The sequence below is a fragment of the Pseudomonas sp. MC6 genome (assembly GCF_054790575.1).
Genome location: NZ_CP186504.1, coordinates 684,695 through 705,791 on the forward strand (window position 1 = coordinate 684,695; position 21,097 = coordinate 705,791).

Annotated in this window: 15 protein-coding genes; 10 read left to right on the top strand and 5 right to left on the bottom strand. The window is 61.0% G+C overall.

Translation table 11 applies throughout. From position 1 onward, the window contains the following. The first annotated feature begins 11 nt into the window (after nt 1-11). Together ACOYXE_RS03225 and ACOYXE_RS03230 are read left to right on the top strand one after the other, a co-directional pair. The gene (locus tag ACOYXE_RS03225) at nt 12-785 is read left to right on the top strand and encodes an aldolase (RefSeq protein ID WP_460927677.1); all 774 of its coding nucleotides are present in this window, start codon (nt 12-14) and stop codon (nt 783-785) included. A gap of 177 nt (nt 786-962) precedes the next feature. Further along, a complete protein-coding gene (locus tag ACOYXE_RS03230; protein WP_405123237.1) occupies nt 963-2,534 on the top strand; it encodes a sensor domain-containing diguanylate cyclase in 1,572 nt (523 codons plus the stop codon). Nucleotides 2,535-2,720: 186 nt separating this feature from the next. Here ACOYXE_RS03230 and ACOYXE_RS03235 read toward each other — a convergent pair whose 3' ends face one another. Further along, a complete protein-coding gene (locus ACOYXE_RS03235; protein ID WP_077573787.1) occupies nt 2,721-3,020 on the bottom strand; it encodes a hypothetical protein in 300 nt (99 codons plus the stop codon). Nucleotides 3,021-3,208: 188 nt separating this feature from the next. Here ACOYXE_RS03235 and ACOYXE_RS03240 point away from each other — a divergent pair, with 188 nt between their 5' ends. Continuing rightward, nucleotides 3,209-3,649, top strand: a complete 441-nt coding sequence (locus ACOYXE_RS03240; RefSeq protein WP_160058770.1) for a carboxymuconolactone decarboxylase family protein — start codon at nt 3,209-3,211, stop codon at nt 3,647-3,649. A 138-nt stretch (nt 3,650-3,787) separates the two neighbouring features. On the opposite strand, the gene ACOYXE_RS03245 is transcribed toward ACOYXE_RS03240, so the two are convergent. The 3 genes from ACOYXE_RS03245 to ACOYXE_RS03255 form a co-directional block, all read right to left on the bottom strand. After that, nucleotides 3,788-5,380 (bottom strand): DHA2 family efflux MFS transporter permease subunit, encoded by a 1,593-nt coding sequence (locus ACOYXE_RS03245; RefSeq protein ID WP_160058769.1) that lies wholly within the window; start codon nt 5,378-5,380, stop codon nt 3,788-3,790. Next, complete coding sequence (locus ACOYXE_RS03250) at nt 5,377-6,486, bottom strand: HlyD family secretion protein (protein WP_460927681.1); 1,110 nt, start codon at nt 6,484-6,486, stop codon at nt 5,377-5,379. The genes ACOYXE_RS03245 and ACOYXE_RS03250 overlap by 4 nt, the downstream gene beginning before the upstream one ends. A 96-nt stretch (nt 6,487-6,582) precedes the next feature. Further along, nucleotides 6,583-7,347 carry an AraC family transcriptional regulator gene (locus tag ACOYXE_RS03255; protein WP_460927683.1) on the bottom strand — a complete coding sequence of 255 codons (765 nt, stop codon included), beginning with the start codon at nt 7,345-7,347 and terminating at the stop codon, nt 6,583-6,585. Between the two features lie 98 nt (nt 7,348-7,445). Between ACOYXE_RS03255 and ACOYXE_RS03260 the strand changes: the two genes are divergently transcribed. From ACOYXE_RS03260 to ACOYXE_RS03290, 7 genes are all read left to right on the top strand, one after another. After that, on the top strand, nt 7,446-8,579 hold the full coding sequence (locus tag ACOYXE_RS03260; protein ID WP_460927685.1) for an MFS transporter: 1,134 nt from the start codon (nt 7,446-7,448) through the stop codon (nt 8,577-8,579). 108 nt (nt 8,580-8,687) lie between these two features. Next, nucleotides 8,688-10,415 carry a ShlB/FhaC/HecB family hemolysin secretion/activation protein gene (locus ACOYXE_RS03265; RefSeq protein ID WP_460927687.1) on the top strand — a complete coding sequence of 576 codons (1,728 nt, stop codon included), beginning with the start codon at nt 8,688-8,690 and terminating at the stop codon, nt 10,413-10,415. A 97-nt stretch (nt 10,416-10,512) separates the two neighbouring features. After that, nucleotides 10,513-14,982, top strand: a complete 4,470-nt coding sequence (locus tag ACOYXE_RS03270) for a hemagglutinin repeat-containing protein (protein ID WP_460927689.1) — start codon at nt 10,513-10,515, stop codon at nt 14,980-14,982. A gap of 207 nt (nt 14,983-15,189) precedes the next feature. Next, entirely contained in the window at nt 15,190-15,567 is a 378-nt protein-coding gene (locus tag ACOYXE_RS03275) for a c-type cytochrome (protein ID WP_460927691.1), read from the top strand. A 104-nt stretch (nt 15,568-15,671) separates the two neighbouring features. Next, nucleotides 15,672-16,163, top strand: a complete 492-nt coding sequence (locus ACOYXE_RS03280) for a sigma-70 family RNA polymerase sigma factor (protein WP_460927693.1) — start codon at nt 15,672-15,674, stop codon at nt 16,161-16,163. A gap of 88 nt (nt 16,164-16,251) precedes the next feature. Then, nucleotides 16,252-17,235 carry a FecR family protein gene (locus tag ACOYXE_RS03285; RefSeq protein ID WP_460927695.1) on the top strand — a complete coding sequence of 328 codons (984 nt, stop codon included), beginning with the start codon at nt 16,252-16,254 and terminating at the stop codon, nt 17,233-17,235. A 98-nt stretch (nt 17,236-17,333) separates the two neighbouring features. Beyond that, complete coding sequence (locus ACOYXE_RS03290) at nt 17,334-19,760, top strand: TonB-dependent siderophore receptor (protein WP_460927697.1); 2,427 nt, start codon at nt 17,334-17,336, stop codon at nt 19,758-19,760. 85 nt (nt 19,761-19,845) lie between these two features. Here ACOYXE_RS03290 and ACOYXE_RS03295 read toward each other — a convergent pair whose 3' ends face one another. Beyond that, a complete protein-coding gene (locus ACOYXE_RS03295; protein ID WP_160058760.1) occupies nt 19,846-20,997 on the bottom strand; it encodes an MFS transporter in 1,152 nt (383 codons plus the stop codon). Nucleotides 20,998-21,097 lie beyond the last annotated feature (100 nt).

Sequence of the window (21,097 nt, forward strand, 5' to 3'; positions counted from 1 at the left end):
GGAGAATCGTCATGGCTCACACCCTGACTGCCAGTGCGCCGGCCGCACGCCCGACAGCGCTGAACCTCGACACCGAAGCGATCATCACCGCGCGCAACGAACTCGCAGCGTGCTTTCAACTGGCCGCGCTGCATGGGTTGGAGGAGGGCATCTGCAATCATTTTTCGGCGATGCTGCCGGGGCATGATGATCTGTTTCTGGTCAATCCCTATGGCTACGCCTTCGCCGAAGTCACCGCGCAGAATCTGCTGGTTTGCGACTTCGACGGCAATGTGGTTGAAGGCGAAGGCCATCCGGAAGCCACGGCGTTCTATATCCACGCGCGCCTGCACAAACAACTGCCGCGAGTGAAAGTCGCGTTCCACACCCACATGCCTCACGCCACGGCGTTGTGCCTGCTGCAAGGGCCGCCGCTGTTGTGGCTGGGGCAGACCGCGCTGAAGTTCTACGGGCGCACGGCGGTGGACGAGGACTACAACGGCCTGGCGTTGGACGCGTCCGAAGGCGACCGTATCGCCGGGGTCATGGGCGACGCCGACATTCTGTTCCTGAAAAACCACGGCGTGATCGTCGCCGCGCCGACCATCGCCGAAGCCTGGGACGACCTCTATTACCTGGAGCGCGCCGCCCACGTGCAACTGCTTGCGATGGCCACGCAACGCGAGCTGAAACCGGTACCCCACGCCATCGCGCAACTGGCCTATGAGCAGATGCGCGAGGGCGATGCGCAAAGTGCGCAGGCCCACTTGCACAGTGCGATGCGGCGCCTGGCCCTTCACAACTGACTAACCCTAAAGAGGCAATCGAAAATAAATCGGCGAACAGCGATCATCCAAACTCGTTGTGCGCCGATATACCTGGGCGGGACCGGGGCGTTTGCCCCGTAGATTCCGGTGGGCTACGCTCACAAACATAAGGGCTTCCCCGCTGGCGCCCTTGTCGTACCTGCCCAGGACTTGCTTTTGCCTATCCCTATTCACGATCCGCATCAGGCCCCCGGAGGCACCCTTAAACGCCTGCCGCTGCGCAAAGCGGCGGTGCTGTTTATCGTTGCGGTGGGGTTGTGTCTGTCCGGTTTGCTGTACCTGCAACTGGAGCAGTCGCGACGGCAGGATCTGGCGGTGGCGAAAGTGGCGTCGAGCAACCTGACCCGGGCCATGGCGCAGCAGGCCGAGGACACCTTTCTGGCGGCGGACCTGGTGATAACCAGCCTGGTTGACTGGATTCAGGACGACGGTTACGGCGCAGCGCAAAAACCACGGCTGCAGAAAACCTTCGCCCGGCGCGTGCAGCAACTTGATCAGTTGCACGGCATGTTTCTCTTCGACACGCAGGGCCAGTGGGTGATTACCTCGTTCGCCGATCTGCCCCGTGGTCATGGCGTGGCCGATCGCGAGTACTTCAAGTTTCACCAGCAGAACGCCTCGACGCTGGCGCACATCGGCCCGGCGATTCGCAGCCGCGAGAACGGTGAGTGGATCATCCCGATCTCCAAGCGCATCAATGATCACGCCGGCAATTTCCAGGGTGTGCTGCTGGCCGGGATCAAGATGTCGTACTTTGATCGCTTCTTCGAAAGTTTCAGTCTCGATGACCAAGGCATCATGTTTCTCGGCCTGAGCGACGGCACGTTGCTCGCCCGCCGTCCGTTTGATGAAAACCTGATCGGAACGTCGCTGGCGCAAGGGCGGATTTATCGCACGTTGCTGCCTGAGGCGGCGGCCGGCACTGCAATGATCGATTCGGTGGTCGATGGCGTCGTGCGTTTGTACGGTTATCGACGTTTGTCGGCGTATCCGTTAGTGGTGTCGGCGGCGACCTCGCGCGACACGATTCTCGAGGGCTGGTACGCACGCGCATTCCAGTCGAGTGTGATCGTCGCCTTGGTGATTCTCGGCATCGGCCTGTTTGGCTGGGTGTTCATTCATCAGGTGCGCGACGGCGAACGGATCGAGAAAAACCTGCGCAAGGCCCAGCGCACGCTGGAGCAGATTGCGACCCACGATAGCCTGACCGGGTTGGCCAATCGACGCTTGTTCGAGCGTTCGCTGGAGGTCGAATTTGCCCGTGGCGCGCGGCAGGTCAGTCCAGTCAGCCTGATCATGCTCGATATCGATTTTTTCAAGCGCTACAACGATGCTTATGGGCATGTGGCGGGGGATCATTGCCTGACTCAGGTTGCTCAGGTGCTGAGGGCCTGCTGCCAGCGCAAGTCTGATCTGGCGGTGCGCTACGGCGGTGAGGAATTTGCAGTGCTGCTGCCGGACACCGATATCAACGGTGCGCTGGCAATTGCCGGGCAGATCCGCCGCAGCGTGATCGACAAGCACATCACCCACAGCGGCTCGCCGACCGGGTATCTGACGGTGAGTCTGGGCTGTTACTCGTTTATTCCGAGCGGCAATGACAGCCTGGAAGTGTTTATCCAGCGCGCCGATGCGGCGTTGTATCAGGCGAAAAATGCCGGGCGCAATCGCGCAGCGGTGTTGTCACTGGACAGCGGTCTGGCCGAGTTGATGCGCTCGGACCGCTAACTCAAACGCTGACACCAACCCTGTGGGAGCGAGCTTGCTCGCGAAAGCGCAGTGTCAGGCGATGAAGATGTTGACCGATCTAACGCCTTCGCGAGCAAGTTCGCTCCCACAGGGATTTTCATTAAGCCAAGATTATGTGAATACCCATACAACCGAGGGTTTTCACCATGGATGGCTCTTGTTCGTTCAGCCGCCAGTGCCACCGCCCGCGCCGCCAGTCCCGCCACCCGCCGAACCGGTGCCGCCGCCAGCCCCGGAACCGGAACCGCTGGCCCCGCCATTGGTGCCAGTTCCGGATCCCATACCCGAAGAACCGCTACCACCCGACGGCGCGCCCGGGGTGTTGTCTGGCGGCGTGGTTGTGCTGGTCGGGCCACCGGATTTGGTGCCGGTGGCGTCAGCGCCATCATTGGCGGCGAAGCTGGCGGCCGATGCCGTGGCCAGCAGGCCGGCGAGCAATAACGAGGTGAGTTTGCGCGTGATCATGATCCGTCTCCAGAAAGGGCGTGTACCTGATATTGGTCTGACGCGCAGAACCCTTGGTGCCGATTGACTGACGAGTGGTCAGCCGTGAAAACCGAAGTGGCCTCCTGATCTTCTGGAATATTGGCTATTTGCCGAACCGGGTGCGGGGACTAACGTAGCCACACATTCACTTGCTGCCCGGAGCTACCATGAAACCTCGTACCGATTTCTACACCGCATCGCCAGACGCACTGAAAGCGATGATCGCCCTGGAGACTGCGGTTTCGAAGCTGCCGCTGGAAAAGACCCTGATCGAGCTGGTCAAACTGCGCGCTTCGCAGATCAATGGCTGCGCGTTCTGCATCGACATGCACACCACTGATGCGATCAAGGGCGGCGAAACCCCGCGCCGTTTGTTCGCGGTCACCGCTTGGCGTGAAGCGCCGTTCTTCAGCGACCGTGAACGCGCCGCGTTGCTGTGGACCGAATCGCTGACCCAACTGAGCCTGACCCATGCCCCGGACGAGGATTACGACGTGGTCGCGGCGCAATTCACCCCGAAAGAAATGGTCGATTTGACCGTGGCGATCAGCACCATCAACAGCTGGAATCGTTTGGCCGTAGGTTTCCGCAAAATCCCACAAGCCTGAGTAAACACACACAAATCCCTGTAGGAGTGAGCCTGCTCGCGATGGCGATGTGTCAGTCGACATTTGCTTCGCTAACACACCGCTATCGCGAGCAGGCTCACTCCTACAGGAGGAAGTGGATGTCTGCAAAAATAGGCATCAATGCCCATCCGCGCTCGGCGCTGCCGGTGGTTGCACCTTGCGCATCAAGGGCACCATCGCGGTGGCGATGACGAAGCACGCCCCGATCATCAGAAAGGTGTCGCCGTAGGTCTGCGTCTGCGCCTCACGGTAAGTGAGCAGCCACAACTGGCGCAGGCTGGCGGTGACGCCGACGTCGCCGCTCTGGCCCAGCGTTGCAAGGTTGCCACCGACCTGCGCCAGCCACTGATTCATCGCCTCATTGCTGCTGTTCAGATGCTCGGCCAACCGGGTGAAGTGCAGATTGGTGCGGTCATTGAGAATGGTCGCGCACGCCGCAATACCAATCGCCCCGCCGAGATTGCGCATCAGATTGAACAGCCCCGACGCATGCTTGAGGCGTGCCGGTGCCAACCCTCCCAAGGTCAACGTCACCGCTGGCGGCACCGCCAGTTGCTGGGCAATCCCGCGCAACGCTTGCGGCAGCATCAACTCGCCGGCGCCCCAGTCGTGGGTGATCGGGCTGAACTCCCACATCGATATCGCGAACAGACCCAGACCGATCATCATGATCCAGCGCAGGTCCATGCGATTGGCCAGAAAGGCATACAGCGGAATCGCCATGATCTGGAACACGCCGGTGGAGAAAACCGCCAGACCAATGTCCAGCGCGCTGTAGCCGCGTACGCGGCCGAGGAACAGCGGCGTCAGGTAAATCGTCGCGAACAGGCCGATGCCAGTGACGAACGAGAAGAAGCAGCCGAGGGCAAAATTGCGATCCTTGAGTGCGCGCAGATCAACGATCGGATTGGCCACATGCAAGGTGCGGCCAATGAAAGCTAACCCGGCGAGACCGCTGATCCACGCGGTGGTCAGAATGGTCTGGTCGCTGAACCAGTTCCAGCGCGGACCTTCTTCGAGGGTGTATTCCAGGCAGCCGAGAAACAGCGCAAGAAACACCATGCTCAGATAGTCCGCGCCTTTGAGCAGGGACAATTCCGGCTGGTCGATTTTCACCAGCATCGGCACCGCTACGGCAACGAAAATCCCCGGTACCAGGTTGATGTAGAACAACCAGTGCCACGAGGAAATATCAGTGATCCAGCCACCGATCACCGGCCCCAGTGTCGGCGCCAATGACGCGACCGCGCCGATGGTCGCGGCGGCGATTACCCGTTGTTTGCCGGTGAAGAAAAAGAACGCCGTGGTGAACACCAGCGGGATCATCGAACCACCGAGAAAACCTTGCAGCGCGCGAAAGGCAATCATGCTCTGGATATTCCAGGCAATGCCGCAGAGTAAGCTCGCCAAGGTAAAACCGACCGCCGAAGCGCAGAACAACCAGCGCGTGGAGAACACTCGCGACAGCCAGCCGGACAGCGGAATCACGATGATTTCGGCGATCAGGTAACTGGTCTGCACCCACGCGGTTTCGTCGGTGCCGGCAGACAGTCCGCCGCCGATATCGCGCAGCGACGCCGAGACGATCTGGATGTCGAGCAACGCGATGAACATGCCGATGCACATGGTCGCGAAGGCGAATACCTTGGTCGCGGTCGCCATGTCCGCCGCGTTGAACGGTTGCGCTGGGGCGGCAACGGTGGTGCTCATGGCGCGACGGCCACGGCGCTGGTTTCCGGTTGCACGCGGGTGTCGACTTCCGCTGTTACCGACAGGCCCGGGCGCAAGTGACCGAGCACGCCGTCAGCTGGATCAAGGAGGATGCGCACTGGCACGCGCTGGACGATTTTGGTGAAGTTGCCGGTGGCGTTTTCCGGTGGCAGCACACTGAATTGCGAACCGGTGGCCGGGGCGAGGCTGTCGAGGCGACCGTGGAATTCCTGACCGGAAAGCACGTCAGCACGGATGCTTACGCGCTGCCCGGGTTTCATCCGCGCCAGTTGGTCTTCCTTGAAATTGGCATCGACCCACAAGCCGCTGGCCGGCACCACTGACAATTGTTGCGAACCGGCCTGGGCATAGGCGCCGACTCGTGCGCGGCGATTGCCGATCACCCCATCGACCGGTGCGCGCAGTTCGGTGTAGCCGAGGTTCAGTTGCGCCAGATCACGTTCGGCGCGGGCTTGTTGAAGGGCGGCGCGGGCCTGTTGTTTCTGGGTGTCGATCACCGCCAGTTGGCGTTGCGCGGCCAGCAGTTCGGCCTGCGCGCGGGCGCTGAGGGCTTGCGCAGTTTTGAAGGTGGCGTCGGCACGTTGTGCGCTTTCCACGGACACGGCGTTGGTGGTCACCAAGCGTTTGTAGCGCGCGTTGTCATCCCGCGAGCGCGCGGTTTCCGCACCGGCGGCATCGATGCCGGCGCGGGCTTGGCCGATCACCGCTTGTTGCAGTTGTTCGGTGGCGTCGAGGTTGGCCAGCAGCGCTTCTTCGGCGGCAACGGCGCCTTCAGCTTTGGCGAGGTTGGCGCGATAGTCGAGGGCGTCGAGGCGGATCAACACATCGCCGGCCTTCACATGCTGATTGTCGCTGACCAGCACTTCGTCGATGTAACCGGCGACTTTCGGCCCGATCACCGTGACATCGCCACCAATATAGGCATCGTCGGTTTCTTCGAGAAAACGCCCGGCGCCCCACCAATGCACGGCGTAGACCCCGGCGAAGATCAACGCGAGCAATCCGGCGCCGGGAAGCAGCAAGCGTTTAAGCAGGGGCGGCTTGGTCTTCACCACAACAGGTTCGAGGGTGGGCATGCTGGTCATGGCGGGTTACCTGCGCAAACGGGCCGTTATTACGGCTGTAATATGACGCAGGTAATATTTAGTCGCAAATGATTTCTGGCGCCGATCGTCAGTTGCTCACTTGAGCCAATGGCCCGGTGTACTGCCGGTCATGGATTTGAAGAAGGCGATGAAGGCGCTGTCGCTGGCAAAACCCGTTTCGAAAGCGCAGTAACTCAGGCTGCGCCCTGTGGCGAGCAATTCCATCGCGCGCATCAAGCGCCACTGCTGGCGCCATTGCTGATAACTCATGCCGGTTTCGCGCTGGAAGATCCGCCCGATGGTGCGACTGCTGGCGCCGATCTGCTGCTCCAGTACTTGCAGCTCCGGAGGCAGTTGTTCGGGCGTTTTCAGCAGTGGCGCCAGGCGCTTGTCCTGAGGTAACGGTAACAGCATCGGTTGCTGCGCCGCTTCGGCGATTTCGCTCAGGCACAGGCCGAGCAGATGGACGAATTTGCCTTGCTGCCAATCGCTGGCGAAATCGGCCAGCGCCATCGGTTCCAGCACCGCACGCAACAACGGGCTGACTTCAATCACGCAGACCTGCTGCGGCAGTGCAGCGCACAGTTCGGGGATCAAGTAGATGGAGCGGTAATCGACACTCTGCTGCATCACCGCGCGATGGCTGACACCCGGCGGAATCCACGCCGCCCGCGACGGCGGCAGCAGACACAATTGCTGCGCCAGGGTGATCCGCGTGCAGCCTTGTCGCGTGTACAGCAGTTGCCCGCGTTGATGACGGTGCAGGCCGGAATCGTGATCACCCAAAGTCGAGGCGAGGCCAATCACCGGTGCCTGAAAGCGATCAGCGTCGAAGGTTGCGTGGGCGTCGAGCCAGGCCATGGGTTGTCCGATTTCAGCGATTAGTTGGCAGGGTTCGGATAATACGCCACTCACCGATTCTTAAACTCCTCGGCGATTTATGTGAGGAGTGATGAAGAATGAACAACAGACATTTCCTGTGGCTAGCGATTGCGCTGCTGATGTTTCCGCAGATCGCACAAACCCTTTACAGCCCGGCGCTCGGTGATATCGGGCGGGTGTTTAATGTTGGCCCGCAAGCGGCGGCGCAGACGTTGTCGGTGTATTTCCTCGCGTTTGCCGTCGGGGTGGTGGTGTGGGGGCGTTTGTGTGATCGCATTGGTCGGCGCCCGGCAATGCTCGCGGGCTTGGCAATCTATGCAATTGCCACGCTTTTCGGCCTGCGGGTCAGCAGTTTCAACGGCTTGTTACTGGCGCAGATGTTGGCGGCGTTCGGTGCGGCGGTGGGCTCGGTGGTCACGCAAACCGTGTTGCGCGACCGCTTCAAAGGCGCCGAACTTGCGCAGGTGTTTTCGTTGGTGGGCATCGCGCTGGCGGCCAGTCCGGCGATTGGTTTGTTCAGCGGCGCCAGTCTGGTTCAGGTTTTCGGTTATCGCGGTGTGCTTGGCGCGTTGCTGTTGCTGGCAACGCTGCTGTGGCTGTGGAGTTGGTACACCCTGGTGGAAACCCGGACAGCGCCAACCGGCCATGTCGGTTTGTTCGAAACCCTTGGGCGCATGTTGCGTGACTTGGGTATCTGGCGTTCGGCGCTGTGGATCGCGTCGTTCAAAGTGGCGCTGTTCAGCTATTACAGCCTCGCTCCGTTCATGTTTCAGCGGCTGGGGGTGGACGCCAGTGTGTTCGGTTACAGCGGCGTGATCCTCGCGCTGGGCTCAGGTTTTGGAGCATGGCTCAACCGGCGTTTATTGACGGCAGGGTTCAAGGTATTGCAGTTGATTCGCCTCGCGGGTGGCATCGCGTTGCTCGGTGGTGTGGGCGTGTGGTCGCTGCAGAACAGTGTCGCGTTCGTCCTGCCGATGTTGCTGGTGGTGTTGGCGTTTGGCTTGGCGATCCCCAATGTTCTCGGTTCGGCACTGGCCGATTACGCTGATCGATTGGGCACCGCCGGGGCGTTATTGGGCTTGCTGTATTACCTGCTGATCGGCACAGGGCTGATGCTTGCGGGCTGGTTTCAAGCTCTCGGGGAAACCCTGATAGTGTGCAGCGCCGTGGCCTTGCTGCTGACAATAAAGCCAGGCAAAGCAATTGTTTAAGAAATGTAAGCGCTGTAGGAAGCGTCTTGCATTTGTGTAGGAGGGCTCCGACTATCACGATCATTGATGACATGGCATTACGCCATTTTATGATCGCAAGGATGTTGCGTGCCGTATCCGTTTCGCGCTGTTTTTCGTCGTCGTTCCGCGCTTTGCCCGCTGCTGTCGGCCTTTGTGTTGAGTGTCTGTGCCTCCTCGACTGAAGCGGCCGAACCTGTTGCACCGGGTCAGGAAGTGCTGCGCCAGCAACAACAGCAACAGCGCGATCTGCAACAACTGCAGCTTGAGCAAAGAAAGCGGCAATTGGAGCGCGGCGCATTCGGTCCGGCGCCGGTCACCCCGGCGCTCCCGCAAACGGTCGCCCCCGATGAACGTTGCTGGCCGCTGAGCGGCACGCGCATCGGCGGTGTCACGCTGATCGACAGCGACACACTCAACGCACGGATCAAACCGCTGCTGGCGCCGTGCATGGGTGTCGGCCAGATCAATCATCTGCTCGCGACTATCACTTCGAGCTACGTCGACAAGGGCTACATCGCCAGCCGCCCGTATCTGCTCAGCGCACCGGCAGCGGGGCAGTCGCTGGATATCCGCGTTGACGAAGGCTACATCGAGTCGATTGAACTGGCCGATCAAAGTCTGCCGGTTTCGTTGGGTGGCGCTTTCCCGGGAATGCTCGGCGAGCCGTTGAACCTGCGTGATCTGGAGCAGGGCCTCGATCAACTCAATCGCTTGCGCTCGATCGATCTCACCGCCGACATCGCCCCCGGCAGCCAGCCCGGCGCCTCGCGAATCATCCTGCGCTCGCGCAGCGCTGCGCCGTCACGCTGGGCCTTGAACGCCGGGATCGACAACCTCGGCAGCGCCAGCACCGGACGCGACCGCGACACCGTCAGCCTGAGTCTCGACAGCCCGCTGCAACTCAACGATTTGTTGAGCATCAGTGCCAGCGACACCCTCAATCAGGGCGACCGCTACAGCCGCAACGCCAGCCTGTATTACGCGATTCCCTACGGCTACTGGACCTACAGCGTGTTCGCCAGCCACGCCGAATATCGCGCGCCATTCAAACTGCCGAGCGTGACCTTGCACAGCACCGGCATCACCGACCAGGTCAGCCTGCGCGCCGACCGTGTGCTATGGCGCGACCAGAGCCGTCAGCTCAGTGCCAACCTGCAACTGGCGCACAAGGATGTCGACAGCTATCTGCAAGACGTTCGCCTCGGTATTCAGAGCCCGACCCTGACGGTGGCCGAGGCCGGGCTCAATCTGTTCTGGCTCGACCGCGCGGTGTGGAACCTCGACGTCAATTACGCCCAGGGCCTGCGCTGGTTTGGCGCCGACGACGATTCTCAGCAGCAGATCAACAATCTGCCCAAGGCGCAGTTCCGCAAGTACCGCGCCGGCCTCAGCCAATGGCGCAACGGTCAACTCGGTGCGCAGGCCTGGCAGTGGCAGAGCCAACTCAATTTGCAGTACAGCCCGGACCCGTTGCCGGCCATCGAACAATTGCTCGGCACCGACGATTCGGCGGTGCGTGGCTATCGCGTCAGCAGTGCCTCCGGCGCCAGCGGCGCGATCTGGCGCAACACCTTGCGCCTGCCGCTGCGCAGTGAGTGGCCGCTGCAGATCACCCCGCGAGTGGGCCTCGACCACGGCTGGATCAAGGCCGATCACGGCGCGCAGGGCCAACGCCTGAGTGGCGCCAGTGTCGGCCTGAATCTGGGCTGGAAGAATCTGCAAGTCGACGTCGATTACCAGCGCGCCCTCAACACCCCGAACGGTCTGCAGCACGAGCCAGAGACCTGGCTGATGCGCGTGGGCCTGCAAATCTGAGCAACGCAGTGAACAAACAGCCGTCGGATCTGAGCGCGTCAGCCACGGCCAAGACTAAACGCGCAACGTGATGCCGTACTCACATGGAGACGTTTTTATGCCAGCACACACCTTTGCATTTCATCTTTCGCCTCGGGGCAAATTGCGCTGGGCGATTGCCAGCCTGTTCTTCGCCGTGCACCTGCCGAGCGCGCTCGCCGGTGGTGTAGTGGTCGCACCGGGACCCGGCGGCACCGCGCAATTGCAGACCCAGGCCGGTGTGCCCATCGTCAACATCGTCGCGCCCAACGGTTCGGGCCTGTCGCACAACCAGTTCCTCGACTACAACGTCGACCGTCAGGGCCTGGTGCTGAACAATGCCTTGCAGGCCGGGCAATCGCAACTGGCCGGGCAACTGGCGGCCAACCCGCAACTGCAAGGCCAGGCGGCGAGCGTGATCCTCAATGAAGTGATCAGCCGCAATCCTTCCGCGATCAATGGCGCGCAGGAAATTTTCGGCCGGTCCGCCGATTATGTGCTGGCCAACCCTAACGGCATCTCGGTCAATGGCGGCAGTTTCATCAACACGCCGAACGCCAATCTGCTGGTCGGTCGCCCGGAATTGAATGACGGCAAACTGCAAAGCCTGAATACCCGCGACGCCAGTGGTCAGTTGCAGATTCAAAGCGGTGGCCTGCGCAACGGCGAGGGCTCGATCAACCTGATTGCGCCGCGCATCGACAGCCAGGGCGCGATCAATGCGCGCGATCAATTGAACCTTACGGTCGGGCGCAATCAGGTCGATTACACCAGTGGTCAGGTGAAAACCGTCGACCCCGCCGGCAACACCGGCGATCAACGCATTGATGCCAGCCTGTTCGGCGCGATGCAGGCCGGACGCATCAATATTGTCAGCACCGCCGAAGGCGCAGGCGTGCGGGTGGGCGCCGTACAAGTGGCCGGGCGTGACGGCGTGCAGATTCGTTCCGCCGGTGATTTGAGTGTCAGCGGTGAAGCCGTGGCCAACAGCCTCGACGTGACCCGCGCCGGTATTCGCAGCAGTCAGGGCGATGTCGGTTTGCACAGCGGCAAGGATCTGACATTGGCCGCAACCGATGTCAGCGCTCGCGATGTCGCCGTTGATGCGAAACGCAACTTGACCCTGTCGACAGTCGAAAGCCGCAAGCTTCAGGAAAAGCGCGAAAACTGGAACAACAGCACCATCGGCATCACCTGGGAAACCTACGACCGCACCCAGACCGACAGTGAATCGCGCCAGCACGGCAGCCAGATTATCGCCAGCCGCGACGCCAGGTTGTCGTCCGGCAAAGACACCGAACTGAAAGCCGCCAAAGTCGAAGCAGCGAAAAATCTCGACGTGCAAAGCGGCGGCGATCTGCGTCTGACTGCGGCCACTGCAAGCCATACGCAAACCGATCAGGGCAACCACCGCAAACACCTGTGGAAAGCCGATTGGAACAGCAGCAGCGAAGAGCAGCGCAGCGTCACCAGCCATTTGAAGGCCGGTAACATTGCGCTGCAAACCGCCGCGCTGTTGCGCTCCGAAGGCGCAGAGTTGAGCAGCGCCGGCGACATGCAACTGGCCGGCAAACAGGTGGAAATCACCACCGCCACACGGACCAATCGCAGCAGCGACAACCGTTACTCCGGTGATTTGGTTGGCGGTGGTTTCTTCGGCAAGACCGGCGATGCCGACAAGGGCAAGACCCAGCATCAGGGCAGCAAGGTCAACGCCAGCGGCAAACTGATCGTCAAGGCTGACGACGTGCGCATCAGCGGCAGTCAGGTACGTGGCGGTACCGACGCCAGCGTGATCAGCGACAAGGGTTCGCTGGTGATCGACGGTGTGCAGGACACCTCGCACAGCAACAACCACGACAAGGACAGCAAGTTCTTTGGCATCAGCAAGGACGAGTCGCGGCAGAACAGCAAAGACAGCAGCACCGTGCGCAGTGAGCTGGTGTCCGACAGCAACCTCAAGCTCAAGAGCGCCAAGGATATCGAAGTGGCGGGCTCGACGGTCAAGGCTGGCGGTGCGCTGACGGCCGACGCGGCAGGCGACGTCAATGTGCATTCGGCGCAGAACACTCACGACAGTACTGACACCACGCACACCCGTGGCTTCGATGCGTACGCCAAAGAGCAAACGCCAGAGCAGTATCGTGCCGGGATTCATTACGAGGACAAACAGCAAACGGTTACTCGCAACGACGTCACCCAGCAGGGCTCCAGCCTCAGCGGTGGCAGTGTGCAGGTGAAGGCGGGCGGTGACGTTACGCTCAAAGGCGCAGAGGTGAAATCCACCGCTGGCGACACGACGTTGAGCGGCCAAAACGTGTCGTTGCTGGCCGAAGCTGACAGTCACAAAACCACCACCGACACCTCCGGCACCGGCGGCGGTTTCTACTACACCGGCGGCCTCGACCGTGCCGGCAGTGGCGTCGATTTCGCCCACAGCACGGCGCAGGATTCGACCAGTAAAACCACCGCGCAAACCAGCAACGTACAGAGCAGCGGCAGCCTGACGATCAATGCCGACAAACTCGCCACTGAAGGCGCGCAACTCAAGGCTGGCACCGGCCTGAATATTGCCGCCAGCGAAGTCGACAATCGCGCGGCCAGCAACACTGACAGCAGCACGCATAGCGAGAGCAACTGGTCGGCGGACATCGGCGCCAACGTCGAGTACAAGGATATCGCCCGGCCGATCGCGGGCGCGGTCAAAGACGTGCTCAACGGCAAGGTGCCGGACAAGGACGCACTGGCCAATCTCGGTCAGCCGAATGTCGGTATCGACGTTGCAGTCGGCCATGGCAGTGCCAGCAAAACCGAGCAAAACAACAACGCTGTGGTCAGCCGTTTTGATGGCGGCACTGTCGATGTGAATACCACCGGCACGCTGCACGACCAAGGCACGCAATACAGCGCCAGCGCCGGCCAAGTGAACATCAGCGCTGACCAACTGCTTGCCGATGCCGCGAGCAACACGCACAACAGCAGCGCTAACGCGGTGGATGCCAAGGTCGACGTGCGCGTCTACACCAAGACCGGCGAAGACGTGAACGTTGCCGGCAGCGGCGCGGGAGGCAGCAGTGCTTCGAGCAAGGACAGTTCCACCGCCGTGGTCGGCGCCTATGCCGGCAGCCAGGGTGTGAACATCAAGGTCGGCGGCGATGCGCAGTTCGCAGGCAGTCGTTTCGATGGCGGGCAGGGCGGTGTGAGCATCAAGACGGGTGGTGATCTGGCGCTGAATCAGGCCAACGACCGGCAGACCAGCAATGACAGCAGCCTGCGCGGCAATGGCTCGTTGACGGTTGGCACCTTGCCGGGCACCGATGGCACCAACGTCGATCTCGGCGCCGGTTTCCAACTCGATCACACCGGCAAACAAAGCACTGACACGCAGGCCCACGTCGCGAGCATCACTGGTAATGGTCCGGTGCGGTTGAGCAGCGGCGGCAACCAAGTGCAGCAAGGCACGAAGATCGACAGCGCTGGCGCCATCGATTTGCACGCCGACGGCAAGCTCGATCTGCAAGCCGCCACAGACACCCACACCGCCACCGGCAGCAACCTCGGCGGCGGCTTGAAGGGCGGCGGCAGCAAAACCAGTAGCGAGAAGAGCCGTGATCAGGGCGGCAATCTGAGCGGCAATTTCAATATCGGTCGGGTCAATGAGGATTCGAAAACCCTCAGCGGTGGCCAGCTCAACGGTCAGAGCGGCATTGTCGTGAGCGGTGATTCGATTCATCTGCAAGGCACGCAAGTCAGCGCACCGAACGTCAGCATTGATGCGCAGAAGGGCGGTTACGTGCAGGAGTCGGCGCAGTCCACTGACAACCGCAATAACTGGAATGTCGCGCTGAATGCCGGCGGCAACCTGAGCAGCAAAACCCCGACCTCCGCTGATGAGAAGGCCAGCAGCGATCACGGTTTCAACGCCGGGGCGAAAGTCGGTGTGGATTACTTGCAAGGCAGCACGCAGCAGAACAGCCAGATCAAGGCTGACAGTGTGGTGTTGAACAGCGCTGGTGATGCACAACTGGCGGGCGCGCGGATCGACGCTAAAGATGTCAGCGGCAAAGTCGCAGGTGATCTGACCGTGGAGAGCCGTCAGGACTCGAGCAACCACGCCAAGGTCGATGTCGATCTGGGCCTGACCGCTAAGAAGAATCCACCGAACGACAAAGATAAGCTCGCCGGCACTGATTACAAACCGACACTGAAAGCGCAGGGTGAGTACGCACACAAGGACAGCGTTGCGCAGGCGTCCGGGATCAGTGCCAGCCAAGGTGTAAACCTTACCGTTGGCGGCGCGACACAACTGACCGGTGCGCGGATTTCGGCGACACAAGGGAAGGTCGATCTGGGTGGTTCGAAGGTCAGCAGCACTGATTTGAGCAACCGGGACTACGGCGTGAAAGCGGGCCTTGATCTGCCGCATAAAGCCGAGGAAAACGCACCGAAGGTTTCCCTGGAAAACGGCAACCTGAAAGTCGGCCCTGTCACCCTGAGCGGGCATCTGGACACCCAGACCCTGCAAGCCGGGATGGACGAAAAAGGCTGATCCAATGGCCAGTGGTGGATGCACTTGAACCTGCATTCACCACCCAACCCTGTGGGAGCGAGCCTGCTCGCGAAAGCGTCCGATCAGTCAATGCATTAAGTGACTGATGTACCGCCTTCGCGAGCAGGCTCGCTCCCACATTGTTTTGCGCCAGGCGCTAAATCTCGCGCATCATGCGCGACCTTAAAAACGCCAGGGAGGCAAACAATGAAAACAACATTCATCGCTGTACTCGGTGCTTTGTTGATCACTCAACCATCCGTGTCCTTCGCGGATAACAGCAACGGCAAAAACCTCTATGTGCAGCGCTGCGCTGTATGCCACGGCGCCGATATAAAGGGCACCGGGCCACTGGCGCACAAAAGCAATCCGCCCACACCTGACCTGACAACGTCCGCGTTCAAAAAACGCCTGAATGAATATCCGGGCGTGATTGTGTCGTCGATCATCCTTCGGCCGAACGGCAACCTGATTCCGAAAACGTTGCAGGAGAACGGGGTAAAAATACCGCCGCATGCCTGGAGTGTTAAGGATCTGCGCGATTTACATGACTACATGAGTGGTGTGATTGCGCTAAAACGCTGATCTTCAGTTGCTGCGCGGACAGTCGGTCGAGGAATCCATTGCTTCGGCTTAATGGTAACCATTACTATTCACACCCCTTTCCTCAGCACGCCACCCATACCCCCATGCGTCCCCGCAGACCCGGCTTTTTCGAGCATTACGAAGAGTTGATCGGCACCTGGACTCGTCGCCTGCGCAATCGCGCGCAGGCCGAGGATCTGGCGCACGACACCTTTGTGCGGGTGCTTGAGTCGGATTCGGCGGCGGTGCAGCAGCCACGGGCGTATTTGCACCAGACCGCGCGCAATATTGCGGTCGACGGTTATCGGCGAGAGGATCGGCGCGGCGCCATGGAGTCGCAGGCCATTGATCACAGTGAGTCGTCGTCCGGCGACCCGGAGCATTACATGCAGGCGATCCAGTTGGCCGACTCCATCGAACGGGCGCTCAGCGAACTGCCGGTCAATTGCCGGAAGATTTTTGTCTGGCAGAAAATCGAAGGCCTGACCCAGGCCGAAATCGCCGAGCGCCTGGGCCTGTCCAAGAACATGGTCGAAAAGTATATGATCCGCACCCTGCGGCATCTGCGCGATCGCCTCGACGGGTTGCAATCGTGAACGTGCGGCATGGCAAAAAGATCGCAGCCTTCGGCAGCTCCTACAGAGGGCTGTGTGTCTTTATATTCCCGGCCAAACAGGACATTCCATGATGGATACGCGTGATTGCGCGTGCGGGCAAACAACGGTGCGCGATGACGCGGCTCGCTGGTTTGTGCGTTTGCAGGAGCCGGCCATTGATGCCGACGAACAGCAGCGCTTCGATGCCTGGCTGAATCAACATCCGCAGCATCGTGACGAATTTCAGTTGCTGCAAGGCTTGTGGTCGGCGGCCGATCTGCTCCCGACGCCACGTCTCAAAGCCCTCGTTGAAACACCGCCAACCCGCCGCGAGCGCCGTCCGATGTTGCGTTATGCCGTGGCCGCCAGTGTGCTGGCGGTGGCGCTCGGGCTGGGACTGTTCAGCGGTTTGAATCATCCGGGTGGTTACCGTGCCGAATTCGCCACAGCGTTGGGCGAGCGTAAACATGTGGCGCTGCCGGACGGTTCGGTGATCGATCTGAACAGCCGCAGCCGTTTGCAGGTGCGCTATGAAAAGGATCGTCGGCTCATCGAGTTGAGCGAAGGCGAGGCGATGTTCAGCGTCGCGCACGATGCCGCGCGACCGTTCGTGGTCGAGGCGGGCAGCGGCAAAGTCACAGTCACCGGCACGCGTTTCGATGTGCGCCGCGATGTCATGCAAACCCGTGTGGCAGTTGAGCAGGGCACAGTGAAAGTGCAGGGGCGTGGTGCAGCGGATAATCAGTTCATCAGCCTGACCGCGGGCCTCGGCACTCATGTCGATGCGCAAGGCAAAGTCGCCGCAGCCTATGCAGTCAACCCGACGGAACTGACGGCGTGGCGCAGCGGCAAACTGGTCTTCAATAATGCCAGCCTCAGTGAAGTAGCAGCCGAAGTGTCGCGCTATCGCGATAAACCGCTGACCGTTGCCAACCCTGCCGTGGCCAGTCTGCGCCTGACCAGCGTGTTCAAATCGGACAACACCGACGCCTTGCTCAAAGCCTTGCCGAGCATCCTGCCGGTGGCCGTTCGCAGCCTCGCCGATGGCAGTCAGGAAATAATCGCAAAATAAAATTCAGGTTTTTTTCGAGTTCATCGTCTTCCTGTTCAACTGCAACTGGTTTGCATTAACAGCCGCACACTCTTGCGATCCACAGGAATACGTACGACGTGAAAAACACCCCTGCCAACAACAAAAAATCCCCTTGGTTGCCGCTGGCCCTTGCGCTGGCGGTCAACGCGGCGATGCCGCTGGCGTTTGCCGGCGAAGCCATTCATATCCGTGCGCAGCCACTGGGCCAGGCTCTGAGCGAGCTGGGCCAGCAGACGTCGCTGCAAGTGTTTTTCAGCCCGGACCTAGTCGCTGGCAAACAGGCGCCGGCCGTCGACGGTGATATCTCGCCGGAGCAGGCGTTGCGTCAATTGCTGCAGGGCAGTGGTCTGGATTATCAGATCAACGAAGGTTCGGTGACCCTGTCACCGGCCGCGACTTCTGCCGTCGGCAACGGCCCGCTGGAATTGGGCGTGACCGACATCAAAGTGGTCGGTAACTGGCTCGGTGATGCCAACGCCGCCGTGGTGCAGAACCACCCCGGTGCACGCACGGTGATCCGCCGCGAAGCGATGGTCGAGCAGGGCGCGATGAACGTCAGTGACGTGCTCAAGCGTGTGCCGGGCGTGCAGGTGCAGGACTCCAACGGTACCGGCGGCAGTGACATTTCCCTGAACGTCGGTGTGCGTGGTCTGACTTCGCGCCTGTCGCCCCGCTCTACCGTGTTGATCGATGGCGTGCCGGCGGCGTTCGCCCCTTACGGCCAGCCGCAACTGTCGATGGCGCCGATTTCCTCGGGCAACCTCGACAGCATCGACGTCGTGCGTGGCGCCGGTTCGGTGCGTTATGGGCCGCAGAACGTCGGCGGGGTGATCAACTTCGTCACCCGGGCGATTCCGGAAAAAGCCACCGGCGAAATCGGCACCACCCTGGAAACCACTCAGTACGGTGGCTGGAAACACATCGACACCGCGTTCCTCGGCGGTACCGCTGACAACGGCATGGGCGTGGCGTTGTTGTATTCCGGCGTCAACGGTAACGGCTACCGCGAGCGCAACAACGGCAACGACATCGACGACGTGTTGCTCAAGACCCACTGGGCGCCGACCGATCAGGATGATTTCAGTCTCAACTTCCACTACTACGACGCTACGGCCGACATGCCCGGCGGTCTGACCCAGAAGCAGTACGACGCCAAACCGTACGACTCGGTACGTGATTACGACCAGTTCACCGGGCGGCGCAAAGACGTGTCGTTCAAGTGGATCCGCCAGATCGACGAACGCACTCAAGCGGAAATCCTCACTTATTACACCGACAGTTTCCGTGGCAGCACCATCGCCGCGCGCGACCAGAAAACCCTCAGCTCGTACCCGCGTTCCTACTACACCCTGGGCATCGAGCCACGGGTGTCGCGGGTATTCGATGTCGGCCCGACCACGCAGGAAGTCAGCGTCGGTTATCGCTATCTGAAAGAGGCGATGCACGAATCGTCGAGCCGAGTGGCGCTGGTCAACAATCAGCCGGTGCTCACGCCGACCTCCGACGGCCATGTGTTCCAGGACCGCACGGGTGGCACCGAGGCCAACTCGGTCTACATCGACAACAAAATCGACGTCGGCAACTGGACCATCACCCCGGGCATTCGCTTCGAACACATCAGCACCGACTGGCATGACCGCGCGGTGCTCGACACGGCCGGCAAACCGGTGCAGGCGAAAAACCGCAGCATCGAGAGCAATGAACCGTTGCCGGCGCTGAGCGTGATGTATCACCTGTCGGACGCGTGGAAACTGTTCGCCAACTACGAAACCTCGTTTGGCAGCCTGCAGTATTTCCAGCTCGGCCAAGGTGGTTCGGGTGATCAGACCGCCAATGGTCTGGAGCCGGAAAAGGCCAAGACCTACGAGATCGGCACGCGCTACAACGACGATGTGTGGGGCGGTGAAGTGACGCTGTTCTACATCGACTTCGACGACGAGCTGCAATACATCAGTAACGATGTCGGCTGGACGAATCTCGGCGCGACCAAGCACCAGGGCATCGAAGCCTCGGTGCATTACGACATGGCAGCGCTGGATCCGCGTCTCGATGGCTTGACCGCCAATGCTGGCTTCACCTACACCCGCGCCACTTACGAAGGTGAGATTCCGGGCTTCAAGGGCCGTGATCTGCCGTTCTATTCGCGGCAGGTGGCGACGGTTGGTTTGCGTTATGACATCAACCGCTGGACCTACAACCTCGACGGCTTCGCCCAGTCGAAACAGCGCTCGCCGGGCACCGGTGTGAATGCCGATGGCAGCTTCAACGGCAACTACATCACCGATGGCACGGCAGATGGGCAGTATGGCGACATCCCGGGTTACGTGACCTGGAACGTGCGTGGCGGTTATGACTTCGGGCCGCAGGTGTCGAACCTGAAGCTCGGCGCGGGGGTGAAGAACGTCTTCGACAAGCAGTACTTCACCCGCTCCAGCGACAACAACTCGGGGATGTATGTTGGCGCGCCGCGCACGTTCTTTGTGCAGGCCAGCGTTGGTTTCTGATAGACCGCGTTAGCTTCTTCGCGAGCAGGCTCGCTCCCACATGGAGCACTGAAATCCTGTGGGAGCGAGCCTGCTCGCGAAGCTTTTAGACTTTAAGAACTTTGCCGCCGATGGCGACGGCGACCAGCAGAACCGCCATCAAACCAAAGGCAAAACTCAAGCTACTGGCATGGGCGACAAAGCCGATCACCGCCGGCCCGGCCAGAATCCCTGCATAACCGAGCGTGGTAATCGCCGGCACGGCGATGCTCTCCGGCATCACCGTCTGCTTGCCCACCGCCGTGTACAGCACCGGCACGATGTTCGAGCAGCCCGCGCCGACCAGCGCGTAACCCACCAGCGCCGCTTCCCAGCTCGGTGCGAACGTCGCCAGAAAAAGGCCAGCCGCAGCCAACAGGCCGCCAAACAGAATGATCCGCGTGGCACCGACAATCCGCACAATGCGGTCACCCATCAGGCGCCCGGCGGTCATGGTCAGGGCAAACGCCGCGTACCCCAATCCCGCATAGGCGGTGTCGATCCCGCGTTCCTGCGCCAGAAACACCGCACTCCAGTCCAGCGCCGCGCCTTCGGTGAGGAAGACGATGAAGCACATCCCGCCGATAAACAGCACGATGCCATGAGGGATGGCGAATGCCGGTCCCGAGCTTTCACTGCCGTAAGGCAACATGTGCGGCACGCATTTGAACAATGCCGCGATCAGCACGACGACGACCACCAGCATGGCGGCCAGTGGCGTCAAACCCAGGCCGAGCAAGGCACTGACACCCGCCGCGCCGACAATCCCGCCCAGACTGAACAAACCGTGGAAGCCCGACATCATGTTCTTGCCGCTGGCGCGTTCGACAATCACCGCTTGCAGGTTCACGGTCGAATCTACCGTGCCCAGGCCGGCACCGAACATGAACAGCGTGGCGATCAGCGCCGGTATCGACGACACCGTCGCCAGTAACGGCAACGCCGCGCAGATCAATAACGTGCCACCGGTGGCGACGCGCCGACAACCGAAGCGCGTGGCCAGAATCCCCGCCAGCGGCATCGCCAGAATCGAACCGACGCCGAGGCACAACAGCAACAACCCCAACGTGCCTTCATCAAGCCCGGCGCGGGCCTTGGCGTACGGCACCAAGGGTGCCCACGCGGCGATGCCGAGCCCGGCGATGAAAAAGGCGATGCGCGTGGACATCTGTTGCAGGCGTCCGGGGACGAAGGTGTCTTGGGGGTTGAGGCTGGTCATATCGATCCTTGGCAAAAAACATCGCGTCCCCGAAGGACAGTGATTCAGCGACGAGGTTCGATCGCCGGCCATTCGGGGAAGTACAGACAACATCCTACCC

What these genes read in the sequence shown, in the direction of transcription:
- ACOYXE_RS03255 (WP_460927683.1), bottom strand. Translation starts at nt 7,347, where the DNA reads ATGGCCTGGCTCGACGCCCACGCAACCTTCGACGCTGATCGCTTTCAG.
- ACOYXE_RS03280 (WP_460927693.1), top strand. Translation starts at nt 15,672, where the DNA reads ATGCGTCCCCGCAGACCCGGCTTTTTCGAGCATTACGAAGAGTTGATC.
- ACOYXE_RS03275 (WP_460927691.1), top strand. Translation starts at nt 15,190, where the DNA reads ATGAAAACAACATTCATCGCTGTACTCGGTGCTTTGTTGATCACTCAA.
- ACOYXE_RS03225 (WP_460927677.1), top strand. Translation starts at nt 12, where the DNA reads ATGGCTCACACCCTGACTGCCAGTGCGCCGGCCGCACGCCCGACAGCG.
- ACOYXE_RS03260 (WP_460927685.1), top strand. Translation starts at nt 7,446, where the DNA reads ATGAACAACAGACATTTCCTGTGGCTAGCGATTGCGCTGCTGATGTTT.
- ACOYXE_RS03245 (WP_160058769.1), bottom strand. Translation starts at nt 5,380, where the DNA reads ATGAGCACCACCGTTGCCGCCCCAGCGCAACCGTTCAACGCGGCGGAC.
- ACOYXE_RS03250 (WP_460927681.1), bottom strand. Translation starts at nt 6,486, where the DNA reads ATGACCAGCATGCCCACCCTCGAACCTGTTGTGGTGAAGACCAAGCCG.
- ACOYXE_RS03270 (WP_460927689.1), top strand. Translation starts at nt 10,513, where the DNA reads ATGCCAGCACACACCTTTGCATTTCATCTTTCGCCTCGGGGCAAATTG.
- ACOYXE_RS03240 (WP_160058770.1), top strand. Translation starts at nt 3,209, where the DNA reads ATGAAACCTCGTACCGATTTCTACACCGCATCGCCAGACGCACTGAAA.
- ACOYXE_RS03285 (WP_460927695.1), top strand. Translation starts at nt 16,252, where the DNA reads ATGATGGATACGCGTGATTGCGCGTGCGGGCAAACAACGGTGCGCGAT.
- ACOYXE_RS03235 (WP_077573787.1), bottom strand. Translation starts at nt 3,020, where the DNA reads ATGATCACGCGCAAACTCACCTCGTTATTGCTCGCCGGCCTGCTGGCC.
- ACOYXE_RS03295 (WP_160058760.1), bottom strand. Translation starts at nt 20,997, where the DNA reads ATGACCAGCCTCAACCCCCAAGACACCTTCGTCCCCGGACGCCTGCAA.